At 70.9% G+C, this 11219-nt stretch carries 10 protein-coding genes; 6 read left to right on the top strand and 4 right to left on the bottom strand.

Annotated elements, in window-relative coordinates:
* A partial coding sequence (locus ABH926_RS26640) for a pirin family protein (RefSeq protein ID WP_370368501.1) occupies window positions 1-468 on the top strand: 468 nt, incomplete at its 5' end.
* Window positions 469-771: 303 nt separating this feature from the next.
* Window positions 772-2982, top strand: a complete 2211-nt coding sequence (locus ABH926_RS26635; RefSeq protein WP_370368500.1) for a hypothetical protein — start codon at window positions 772-774, stop codon at window positions 2980-2982.
* A gap of 81 nt (window positions 2983-3063) precedes the next feature.
* Here the strand turns inward: ABH926_RS26635 and ABH926_RS26630 are convergent, their stop codons facing one another.
* Entirely contained in the window at window positions 3064-4377 is a 1314-nt protein-coding gene (locus ABH926_RS26630; RefSeq protein WP_370368499.1) for a class I SAM-dependent methyltransferase, read from the bottom strand.
* Window positions 4378-4477: 100 nt separating this feature from the next.
* Here ABH926_RS26630 and ABH926_RS26625 point away from each other — a divergent pair, with 100 nt between their 5' ends.
* The 4 genes from ABH926_RS26625 (at window position 4478) to ABH926_RS26610 (ending at window position 8421) form a co-directional block, all read left to right on the top strand.
* A complete protein-coding gene (locus ABH926_RS26625) occupies window positions 4478-5110 on the top strand; it encodes a TIGR03085 family metal-binding protein (protein WP_370368498.1) in 633 nt (210 codons plus the stop codon).
* Between the two features lie 31 nt (window positions 5111-5141).
* Entirely contained in the window at window positions 5142-5921 is a 780-nt protein-coding gene (locus ABH926_RS26620) for an exodeoxyribonuclease III (RefSeq protein ID WP_370368517.1), read from the top strand.
* A 260-nt stretch (window positions 5922-6181) separates the two neighbouring features.
* Window positions 6182-7375 (top strand): PP2C family protein-serine/threonine phosphatase, encoded by a 1194-nt coding sequence (locus ABH926_RS26615; RefSeq protein ID WP_370368516.1) that lies wholly within the window; start codon window positions 6182-6184, stop codon window positions 7373-7375.
* Between the two features lie 497 nt (window positions 7376-7872).
* Entirely contained in the window at window positions 7873-8421 is a 549-nt protein-coding gene (locus ABH926_RS26610; RefSeq protein ID WP_370368515.1) for a hypothetical protein, read from the top strand.
* On the opposite strand, the gene ABH926_RS26605 is transcribed toward ABH926_RS26610, so the two are convergent.
* The 3 genes from ABH926_RS26605 to ABH926_RS26595 all read right to left on the bottom strand — a co-directional run bounded on the left by ABH926_RS26605 (window position 8381) and on the right by ABH926_RS26595 (window position 11143).
* Window positions 8381-8920 carry a GNAT family N-acetyltransferase gene (locus ABH926_RS26605; RefSeq protein ID WP_370368497.1) on the bottom strand — a complete coding sequence of 180 codons (540 nt, stop codon included), beginning with the start codon at window positions 8918-8920 and terminating at the stop codon, window positions 8381-8383. The two genes, ABH926_RS26610 and ABH926_RS26605, sit on opposite strands and share 41 nt — an antisense overlap.
* A 118-nt stretch (window positions 8921-9038) precedes the next feature.
* Entirely contained in the window at window positions 9039-10205 is a 1167-nt protein-coding gene (locus tag ABH926_RS26600) for a family 2 encapsulin nanocompartment cargo protein terpene cyclase (RefSeq protein WP_370368496.1), read from the bottom strand.
* A gap of 89 nt (window positions 10206-10294) precedes the next feature.
* Window positions 10295-11143: a geranyl diphosphate 2-C-methyltransferase gene (locus ABH926_RS26595; RefSeq protein WP_370368495.1), complete on the bottom strand. Its 849-nt coding sequence runs from the start codon at window positions 11141-11143 to the stop codon at window positions 10295-10297.
* Window positions 11144-11219: the final 76 nt, after the last annotated feature.

Here is an 11219-nt window from a genome sequence, read left to right as displayed (position 1 = left end):
GTCCGGGTCATCGCCGGCGGCATCGACGGCATCGAAGGCCCCGGCGTCACCCACACCCCGATCACCCTGGCACACCTGTCCATCACACCAGGCGCGCGGGTGGAACTGCCGTGGCGCAAAGACTTCAACGCCCTGGTGTACGTGCTCAACGGCCACGGCACCGTCGGCGCCGCCGACCGCCCCATCAAAACCGCACAGGCCGCGGTCTTGGGCACCGGCGACACCATCGTCATCACCGCCGACCAGCAGCAGGAGGGACGCCACCCCACCATGGACGTCATCGTCCTAGGCGGTGAGCCCATCCGCGAACCAGTAGTGCACTACGGCCCGTTCGTCATGAACACCGAAGACGAAATCCGCCAGGCCCTCGCCGACTTCCGCGCCGGAAAAATGGGCGTGGAACCGACCGACCCCATCCCGCACATCCAGCCCGGCGACACACCGCCCCCGGCGGGACAGCCGGACTGAGCAGCACCGAGCAGCGCTGAGCGGCGCCTAGCAACACTGAGCAACACTGAGCAGCTTTGAGGGAGCCACGCGGGCGCGGGCTCCCTCAAAGCGTTTGCCCGCCGATGAAGTATGCTCGGCTGCGCAAATATATGTTCGCGTCAATTGGTAGCCTTTGCGGGGCAAGACCAGGTCCGGGTGCGACTGGCGGCGCCACTGCAATCACAAGTAATGCAGGCCGTAGGCTGTTCCTTCTTCACATTGCGCTTAGCTCAATGCTCATAGAATTGCCCGCGTTTTGTTCCCACACCCGGATGAGGATCTTTGAGTCTGGTCACCGACGCCGCCGCGTACGTCCGTGCACGACGCGACCTCGCACCCGCCCTCACGCCCAGCACGGTGCTCATATCCCTGGCGACCGTGCCCGCGCTGCTGGTCACCGCATGGCTGGTCGCCACGTTCCCGCTGGTGTGGGTCGGCCAGTTCCGCATATACACGGCACTGCCGCTGTTCGCGGTGCTGGCGGCGGTGCTGCTGCGGTTCGGGCTGCCGCCGGTGCTGCGGGCCGCGGCCACACTGCGCACCCCCTGGTGGCCGGTGGCCGCCACCGTGCTCATCGCGGCCGCTTTCCTGCTGTTCGCCGCTGCCACCCACAGCGAGCAGGTGGTTCTGCATCGGGACAACGGCTCATATGCACAAATCGGCTATTTGCTGGCCCATAACGGCGGTTTGGACCGGCCCGTGCCGACGGGGGCTTTCGGAGATTCCTCCTCGCTGGTGACCTATGACAGCCCGGCGTTCTACCGGGTCGGGTCACACCTGGTGCCGCAGTTCATGACGGGCTGGCCGACGATGGTCGCCGCCGGCTGGTGGATCGGCGGCTGGTCGGGGGAGCTGGTGATGCCGGCGCTGGTCGGGGCCGCGGCGATCCTGGCACTGGCCGGGCTCGCGGCACGGCTGGCCGGCCCGCGGTGGGCACCGCTGGCGGCGCTGGTGACGGCCGTGGCGTTCCCGGTGCTGAAGAACTCGCAGACCACCTTCTCCGAGATGCCGGCGCTGCTGCTGCTCGGGGCGGCGGTACTGCTGCTCGGTGAGATCATCACCGCCGGGACCGCCGCGGACGCTGGTACCACCACCGGGGGAGCAGACATCAGCGGAGCCGCAGCCGGCACCCCGACCAATGCTCCGGTCGGCACCCCTGTCGGCACCCCGGCCGGCGCCGCACTCCCGTGGCCGTTCGCGTTCATCGCCGGGCTCGTGCTGGGCGTCGGCGAACTGGTCCGGCTGGACCTGCTGCTGGACATGGCGCTGCTGATGCCGGTGGCGGCCTGGCTGTGGGCGACCCGCCGCAACGGCATCGGCCCCTGGCTGGCCGGGGCGTTCGCCGGACTGGCCCTGGGCCTGCTCGACGCCCGCTTCCTGAGCTGGCCGTACGTGAAGACCAACGCCTCGTCGGTGAAACTGGCCACCGCCGCCCTGGCCCTGTCATGCCTGGTGTGTCTGGCCGCCGCGGCATGGATCCGCCGCCGCGGAATACCGCAGGCGCTGTGGCGTCTGGTGCCGGCCGCCGGCGCCTCGGCCGCCGCGCTGATCGGCGTGGCGCTGCTGGTGCGGCCCTACGTCAGTACCGCGCGCGGCGACGCCAACTCCCCGTCCGGCCAGTACCTGATCTCCCTGCAAACCTGGGCCGGTCTGGCCCCGGACGGCTCCCGCACCTACGCCGAGCAGTCACTGCGCTGGGTGTCCTGGTACGTCGGCTGGCCGCTGCTGGCCGCCGCCCTGGCCGGCGCGGTCGTGCTCACCTGGCGGGTGCTGCACGGCCGCGAGCTGCGCTGGGCCGCGGCGCTGCCGGTGTACGTGCTGTCGGCAGCGCTTCAACTGTGGCGTCCCTCCATCACCCCCGACCACCCCTACGCAGACCGGCGCCTGGTCACCGTCGTGCTGCCCGGGGTGATCCTGATGGCGGTGTGGACGGCCTCGGCCGCCACCCGCGCCGTCGCCGAGAAGGTCCGCAGCCGCCAACGCACCGCCACCGGCAGCCGCCGCCTGCTCACCCCCGTCGCGGTCACAGCCGTCGGGGCAGCGGTGATGTCGGTGCTGTTCGTCGTTCCGGCCGCCGCCGCCACCGCCCCGGTCGCGGCCAAACGCACCGAACTCGGCGAGGTCGCGGCCACCCGGACCGTGTGCCGGGCCCTGTCGCCGAGCAAAGACTCCGTGGTGCTGGTCGACCCGATGAGCGGACAGTGGATGGCCACCATCCGCAACCAGTGCCAGGTCCCCGTCGCACTGCTGTCCGACGCCGACGCCACGAAACTGGCCCACGTCACCGCCGGCATCACCGCCGCCGGACGGACCCCGGTCATCGCCGCCTCCAGCGCCGACCCGCTGCGCGCCCTGGGCTTCGTGGACACCGCCGTGAAGAAAGCCGTCGCGCTGAGCACCATGCAGGACCAGCAGCAGATCGTGAAACGGCCCACCGGCACCAAAACCCTGTACGACATCGCGTTCTGGTACACCCGGCCCCAAGGACACTGAGCCACTGAGCCACGACTGGGCCACGACTGAGCCACGTTGGTGGTGCCGGCAGCCGGCACCACCAACGCATGTCACCGCATGTCACATCCAGGCGCGCCGCGACGCCGGCATCCCGGCCTCGCCCGATGCCTCCGGCACCACGCCCAGCACCTGATGGATACCGATACCGCCGTCCTCGAACCCGAGGGCGGAGCCCGCCATGTACAGCAGCCACACCCGGGCCCGGCCCACACCGACCAGGTCCACGGCCCGGCTCCAGTCGTCCTGAAGGTTCTTCACCCACGCACGCAGCGTCAGCGCGTAATGCTCCCGCAGCGCCTCCACGTCCCGCAGCTCGAACCCGGCACGCTGCATCAACTGCGCCGTCACCCCGGCATCGAGCAGCTCCCCGTCGGGGAACACGTACCGGCCGATGAAGCTGCGGCCGCTGATCCGGGACCCGCCAGGACTGGAGATCGCGTGGTTCAGCAGCCGCCCGCCCGGACCCAGCAGCGCGAACAACGTGTCGAAGTACTGCCCGGCACGCTCGGCACCGACATGTTCGAACATGCCGATGGAGGAGACCGCGTCGAACCGCTCCCCGGCCATATCCCGGTAGTCCTGCAACCGGATCTCCACCTGATCGCCCACCCCGGCCGCCGCCACCCTCTTACGCGCCAGATCCGCCTGCGCGGCACTGATGGTGATACCGACGACCCGCGCACCGTAGTGCGTCGCGGCATGGATCGCCATCGACCCCCAGCCGCAGCCCACATCCAGCAGCCGCATCCCCGGACCCCGGTCCAGCCCCAGCTTGCGACAGATCAGATCATGCTTGGCCGCCTGCGCGTCAGCCAGCGGCATCGACGCGTCCGGCCCGGAACGCCCGTCATCGCCGGGGGAGACGAACCGCGCGCACGAATACGTCAACGACTCCCCGAGCACCAGCTCGTAGAACTCGTTGCCGACGTCATAGTGATGGCTGATCGCCTCGGAATCCCGGCGCTTGCTGTGCAGCCGGCCCCGCTGATGCGCCTCCTGCTCCGGAGGCCCCGGCCGCCGCCGCAGCGCCCCCACCCGCGCCGCCGCCCCCAACGCCTTCACCGCCGCATCCGCCCCCAGCCGGGCATCGCGCGGCGCACCGGACTGCAACGAGCGCAGCACGGTGAAGATGTCCCCGCTGAAATCCAACTCCCCGGACACATACGCCCGGACCAGCCCCAACTCCCCAGGCGCCCACACCATGTGCGCCAACGCGTCCGGCGACCGCACGACCACGGCACCGACCGTGTCCCCCGCGCGCGGCGTCAGCGAACTCCCGTCCCAGAACTCGAACCGGACCGGCGGGGGGATCGTGCCCAGCGCGGCCGTGAGCAGGGGCCTGAATACGGATGCGACGGTGGTATTAGTACCCATACAACTATCTTGCATCGTGATGCTCGCCAAGGCGCGTTACGGCCACGCCGTCTCACGCATCACCGGCCCCCGCACCCCGGCCCACCCCTACGCTGGCCCCATGGGAACCCACGCACGCGCCGAACGCGCCCACCTCGCCCAAGCCCTCACCGAAGCCGGCCCCGACGCCCCGACCCTGTGCGAAGGCTGGACCACGCGGGACCTGGCGGCGCACGTCGTGGTCCGGGAACGGCGCGTCGACGCCGCCGGCGGCATCATGATGAAAGCCCTCGCCCCGCGGCTGGCCCGGGTCCAGGCCGAATACGCCGCCCGGCCCTGGACCGAACTCCTGCAGATGGTCACCGAAGGACCCTCCCGCCGCTCCCTGTTCGGCCTCGCCCCCGTCGACGAAGCCGCCAACGTCGTGGAGTTCTTCGTGCACTGCGAAGACGTACGCCGCGCCAAGCCCGGCTGGGAACCACGCCTGCTCGACACCGACCTCACCGAAGCCCTGTGGAAGCGGGCCGCCGGCCTGGCCCGGCTGGCCGGCCGGCGCGCGCCGGCCGGGCTGGTGCTGCGCCGCCCCGACGGGCAGACCGCGGTGGCGCACAAGGGCACGCCGGTGGTGACGGTCACCGGGGAGCCGGGCGAACTGGTGATGTTCATGTCCGGGCGCCAAGGCCACTCGGTCGTCGCCATCGACGGCCAGGAGCAGGCCGTGGCCGCCGTCCGCGGCGCGAAGTTCGGCCTGTGACCCGCTGACCCATAAGCTGTCCGGCATGGTGCTGCGGGTGGCGACATGGAACGTGAACTCGGTGACGGCGCGGGTCGACCGTCTGACCGGCTGGCTCGGCACAGCCAGACCCGACGTGCTGTGCCTGCAGGAGCTGAAAACCACCGACGAGGCCTTCCCGGCCGAGCAGCTCGCCGAACTCGGCTACCAGGCCGCGACCTGGGGCACCGGCCGCTGGAACGGCGTGGCGATCCTGTCCCGGCACCCCATCGCCGACGTGCAGCGCGGATGGCCGGGCCTGCCGGACTTCGACGGCGTCACCGAACCGCGGGCGCTGACCGCCACCTGCGGCGGCGTGCGCGTCACCAGCGTCTACGTGCCCAACGGCCGGGAGCTCGGGCATCCGCACTTCGACTACAAACTCGCCTGGCTGGACTCGCTGACCGCGTTCGCCGCCGACGCGGCGCGCGCCGACGTCCCGTACGCGGTGCTGGGGGACTTCAACATCGCCCCGACCGATGCCGACGTGTGGGACATGTCGCTGTTCACCGAGTCCACGCACGTGACGCCGGCCGAGCGGGAGAAGCTGGCGGATCTGGCCGGACACGGCCTGGTCGAGGTGCTGCCGCGGGCGTTGAAGTACGACAAGCCGTACACGTACTGGGACTACCGGCAGTTGGCGTTCCCGAAGAACAACGGCATGCGCATCGACCTGGTGTTCGGGAACAAGGCGTTCGCCGGTGCGGTGAGCGACGCGTTCGTGGACCGGGAGGAGCGCAAGGGCAAGGGGGCTTCCGATCATGCGCCGGTGGTGGTGGACCTCGAGCTGTAGCGGCCAGCGGGACGCCGCTGGTGCCCGGCATCTGACGTCGGCCGCTGTCGGCGCTCGGTGCGGGTCCCGCGTTCGGCGCAGCGTGGCGCGCCGCGCCGAGGCGGGCCGTGATCCGCTGATCGCACCGGACAGCAGCGAGAATCGCTGAGTAGCCCCGACCCGACCGCGGCAGCCGCGTCATCGCAGCGTGCCACCGACACTCCTTCGACTTCGACTCTCCCACGACCCTCTCTCCTGCGACCCTCCTTGGAAACGTGACGATGGTTTGGCTCCGCCGCCCGGACTCCCGGCGTGACATCGCCGTGTCCACGGCCGCGCTGCCCGGCGACCCGGCCGGCGCCGGCGTCGGCACCCCGGTGACGGTCACGCCGTCGCACGCCACGTGGCCGCAGCGGCTGGTGCCGTACCTGTTCATCGCCATCATCGCCGCCGCCGACCTGGCCACCCCCAAAGACGTCACGTTCTCCTCGACACTGTCGGTGGCCCCGGCACTGTCGGCGCTGCTGACCCGGTCGCTGTGGCAGACCATCGCCAACGCCCTGACCGCCATCGGCGTGTCGGTGCTGCTGTACGAGTACTCGTTGCATGTCGGCAGCGACGTCGAGGTCGCCGCGATCGGCGCCATCGTCGTGGTGACCGTCGTCAGCTGCGTCAGCCTGGGACTGGTGGGACGCCAGTCGCGGATGCTGGCGAACGTGCGCAGCGTTGCCGAGACCGCGCAGCACGTGGTCCTGCGGGAAGTACCGCCGGAGCTGGCGCAGGTCCGCACCGCCGTGGCTTACCGCGCCGCCGCCGCCGAGGCCCGCATCGGCGGCGACCTGTACGAGGCACTGTCCACCCGCTTCGGCGACCGGCTGCTCATCGGCGACGTCCGCGGCAAAGGCCTGCCCGCCGTCGAGGCCGCCGCCGACGTCCTCGGCGTGTTCCGCGAGGCCGCCTACACCGAACCGGACCTGTCCCGCGTCGCCGACCGCATGCACGCGATGCTGGCCCGCCGCCCCGCCGGCACCGAGGAGTTCGTCACCGCGGTCCTGCTGTCGGTGGACCCCGACCGCCCCACCGTCGAAGTGGTCAACTGCGGCCACCCCCCGCCGCTGCTGATGCGCGACGGCCGCGTCGCCGCCCTGGCCCCGGCCGAACCCGGCCCGCCCCTGGGCCTGTTCGACCTGGCCTCCCCGCCCGGCAGCGCCTCAGCCCCGGCCTGGGCCCGCTTCGCCCCCGGCGACACCCTGCTGCTGTACACCGACGGCACCACCGAAGCCCGCGACAAAGCCGGCCGCTTCTTCGACCTGACCGGCTTCCTCACCGGCCGCCCCGCCACCAGCCCGGCAGAACTCACCCGCCAGATCCTCGCCGGCCTGGCCACCCACGCCGGCGCGCGCCTGGACGACGACGTGGCGCTGCTGGTGGTGCGGCGCAAGCCGTATGTGCCGGGGCCGGCGGCGGAGCACTGACGGGCGGCAGGGCGGGAGGTACCGGTGGGGTGGGTTCGCGTGATAACCGCTGCCCTCGGCGTGGTCGAGATCGACGGCCTCGGCTTCTCCGGCTTCCGCACCCACTACGAAAGACAAGGTCATGTTTGACGACGTCACCGGGCTACGCCCCGAGGTCGCTGCACGCTGGACACTCTGGTCGAGCAGTCCCGACCCATCCTGGAACGACGGGATGGACGCCATTCAGACATTCCTGGCCGAACACGGTGTGAGCATCATCCAGGCGATTGTGATCACCCGGCAGAATCGCCACTCGGTGCCGGTGCCCCTGATCAGCTGCAAGCAGGCACCGACACGATGCTCGCGTTCCTTGAGACACTTGAACATCGCAAGATGGTCGTGGTCACCGCATGGGCCCTGCGGGCAGGCCTCGACGGATGGTGGTTCAACACCACTCGGCCCTCACCGCTGTCGGATGGCTCTGCGACCATTCGGCAATGAGCTACGACGCTGAGCACATGCCGATCCACATCGCCAGCCGCCGCCGCTCCGCAGCATCACTCGCGTCGGCGTTCCCCGGGGCGCGCATCATCGACGTCACGTCCAAAGCGCAGCAGCCGTGGGTGCGGATGAGCCCGTTCTACCCGCACGGCGACATCCCCGTGCCGTTCAGTGGCGGCGCGGTCTCGCAGTCCGTGGAGGGGATCTGGCAGGCGCTGAAAGTGTTCGAACACCACGATGTCGACCCTGGGAAGCTGCGCATCACCTCCATGCACGGGCTGAAGCGGACCGTGCGCACAAACGGGCCCGTGCTCGGCCACCGCGAAGGACTCACCGGCGCGCGCCTGCTGCCGTACGAGGAAGCGCGGAGGCAAATCTTCCTTCCGGCCTACCGGTGGGTGCTGGAGCACCGCGTCGCCGATCTCGTCGCGGAACTGCGCGCCGCCGACGGCGACGTCGTACTGCTGGACTACACCGTCAACGGCGACGTCACCGACACCACCAGCGCCCTGTCCCACGCCGCACTCATCGCCCTGTACGCCCAGGACCGCTGGCCCACCGCATGACCACCCGCGGCCCCAACGCGTCCAACCCGACCTCGGCCTCGTGCCGCCGCAGCCCCGCCAACCCGGCGGGCAACACCGCATCATCCACGACGGCGAACCCGAGCCGGGCATAGAACGGCCCGTTGAACGGCACCTGCGCGAACGTCGTCAACGTCACCGCCTCAAAGCCGTGCGCCACAGCCCAGTCGCAGCACGCCCGCACCAGCGCCGTCCCCAACCCGCGCCGCCCAAGCGCCGGATCCACCGCCAGCTGCTCCAGATGCGCGCCGCCGTCGACCACGTCGATTCGGGCGAACCCCACCGGCGGCGCCCCGGCCACCAGCACCGCCGCGGCGCGCGCCAACGCCGCCACCGCAACCCCGGTGTCCGGCGCCGGGGGCAGCGGCACACCCAGGTAGTCCGCGAGCAGTGCGTCGGCGGCCGTCTCCAGCGCCGGCAGACCCGCCAGGTCCTCGGCGCCGGCCAGCCGCACCGGCCAGCGGGTTTGCACATCAGTCATGCGCCGAGCCTATGCACAGCGGCCGCGAACCGCGCCGGGGTTATCAGGCCGGCGCATCGGCCGACCCGACAACCCCGGCGGAAAACCCCGGCACCCATGTGTGCAAGCAGCGGCCGGCCTACTTGTACCGCGACGAGCTGTCGTGCCACTCCAGACACCCGCCCATCCACGCCCGCGCGCCCAGCACGAACCGCTGCAGCTCCGGCGACGGCACCGCCGCCAGCGCCTCGCGGCTGGCCTCGAACCCGCGCACCACGTCGTTGTGCAGCGCCACCACCTCCTCGGTGGCCTCGGCCAGGGAGCAGCCGCGTTCGGCGGCCAGCAGCAGCACCAGGTTGCAGTCCGGGTCCTCGCCGGCTTCGCGGGCCGCCGAGGCCAGGTCGTTCACCAGCACCGCGGCGGTGCCGGCCTGGGTCAGGGCACGGTGGAACAGCGGGTCGGCGAACAACTCGGCGGGCAGTTCGTAGCCGCCGACGACGTCGATGAGGATCATCGAGGTGTAGAAGCTGTCGTGTTGGCGCGCCGCCAGATACCGCCACGCCTCCGGGGTGATGCCGGCGTGGCGCCAGGCGTTGTAGGCGTTCCAGGACACGTACATCTGGTGCGTGGTGTGCCGCACCCGCATCACCTGCGCCGCCGAGGCGTGCCGGGTGACGTGCGCCAGTGCCGAACGCAGCGACACCAGCACCGCGTCGGACACCACCGCCTCCTGCAGCGGCGGCGTGAACTGCCCGGCCGGCGGCGGCGGGTCCAGCGCCGAGGACACCAGCGCCAGACGCTCCGGCAGCGCCTCGGCGACCGCGCCCAGGTCGGTCTCGTCGGCGTAGTAGTCGTCCGAGGCCCACCAGGCGGCGTTCATCTGCGCCGAGACCAGCAGCAGGTCCGGGTCGTCGCACTCGGGATGGGCCAGGGTGATCAGCCGGCCGAACCCGGTCTTGGCGAACTCCTCCAGATGCCCGGCATGCAGCCCGATCCGCTCGGCCCAGGCCACCAGGCGCGCGTTGACGTCGGCGGCCAGGGCCTCGTCGAACCGGACGGTGGCCGGGCAGTACAGCAGGGAATGGGAGCCGTCGCCCCAGGGCCGCATCTGGATCGGCGTCGGCGCCAGCCGCTCGGGATGCTGCGGCGGACGCCGCCCCGGCTCCGGGCCCGGGTCGACGTCGGAGCGGTGCCAGTGCTCCGATCCGCTCTCCCACGGCGGCCGCGCCGGCGGCGGCCCGGTCAGGGCGGCCAGGCCCGGCAGCACCGCCGCGGCGGTCGGCGCAGTGTCGGCGATCAGGGTCATGGCATCTCTCCCCGCATGATGGGTGATTCAGAGCCCGGTCTGGCGGTGTCCGGGGCCCGCAGCAGGGCCCCGGACACCGCCGATCCGGCTCAGACCTTGTCGGCGGCGATCATCAGGTAGTGGAAGCTGCCCTCCTTGTACGCGGTCAGGAACGCCTCCTCGATCCCGGTCGTCACGTTCGACTGCTGCCGCAGCTCCCAGTACGGGATCGTCGCCGCCGTCAGATCCACCACACTGATCGGCACCAGCCCGTTGGCGACCATCGCCGAGAAGTACCCCGACCGCGGGTGGATGTCGCAGATGTAGTGCGCGTTGATCTGGCTGACCGACCGCGACGGCAGCGCGCCGTAGGCGTCGTTGAAGCAGCCGGTGATGGTGACGTACCGGCCGCCCGGCGCCAGCGAGCGCGCATGCTCGGCGAACAACGTGTCCAAGTCCACGTACATCGTGGACTCGTTGTTCCAGATCGCCTGGAACGTGCCGTCGGCGAAGCCGTTGTCCAGCATGTTCCGCAGGTGGTAGTTCACCTGCCCGGACAGGCCCATCTGCTCGGCCCGGCTGTTCGCGAACTCCACCTGCTTGCCGGAGATCGACAACCCGTCGACCCGGCAGCCGAACCGCAGCGCCGCCATCAGCGACGTGCCGCCGCGGCCGGAACCGGCGTCCAGCAGCCGCTGCTCGGCGGTGACCGGCCCCAGCTGGTCCAGCAGGAACTCGGCCTGCGCCGTCTCCAGCCGGTGCATCTCGGCGATCATGCGGGCCTCGCGGTCGTCGGCCGGGGCCTGCAGTACCGACCAGTCGACGTCGCCGATGCCGTAGTGGTGGTGGTAGATGCCGTCCACCTCGCCTAAGCGGATGTTCACCGGGTTCTTCTCCCGGTCCCAGTAATCGGCGACGGACTCCTGATAGCGGCTGGTGACAGCGGACTGCGAACCCATGGCGAAACCACCCTTCGTCGAGGAACTGCGAGGCAAGGCTGCGTCGTAGGAACAGGGACGGATACAGAGGGATAGT

Source organism: Catenulispora sp. GP43, from assembly GCF_041260665.1.
Taxonomy (GTDB): Bacteria; Actinomycetota; Actinomycetes; order Streptomycetales; family Catenulisporaceae; genus Catenulispora.
This window is presented reverse-complemented; position numbering and strand designations above follow the sequence as displayed.

What these genes read in the sequence shown, in the direction of transcription:
- ABH926_RS26630 (WP_370368499.1), bottom strand. Translation starts at nt 4,377, where the DNA reads ATGGGTACTAATACCACCGTCGCATCCGTATTCAGGCCCCTGCTCACG.
- ABH926_RS26625 (WP_370368498.1), top strand. Translation starts at nt 4,478, where the DNA reads ATGGGAACCCACGCACGCGCCGAACGCGCCCACCTCGCCCAAGCCCTC.
- ABH926_RS26615 (WP_370368516.1), top strand. Translation starts at nt 6,182, where the DNA reads ATGGTTTGGCTCCGCCGCCCGGACTCCCGGCGTGACATCGCCGTGTCC.
- ABH926_RS26610 (WP_370368515.1), top strand. Translation starts at nt 7,873, where the DNA reads ATGCCGATCCACATCGCCAGCCGCCGCCGCTCCGCAGCATCACTCGCG.
- ABH926_RS26605 (WP_370368497.1), bottom strand. Translation starts at nt 8,920, where the DNA reads ATGACTGATGTGCAAACCCGCTGGCCGGTGCGGCTGGCCGGCGCCGAG.
- ABH926_RS26600 (WP_370368496.1), bottom strand. Translation starts at nt 10,205, where the DNA reads ATGACCCTGATCGCCGACACTGCGCCGACCGCCGCGGCGGTGCTGCCG.
- ABH926_RS26595 (WP_370368495.1), bottom strand. Translation starts at nt 11,143, where the DNA reads ATGGGTTCGCAGTCCGCTGTCACCAGCCGCTATCAGGAGTCCGTCGCC.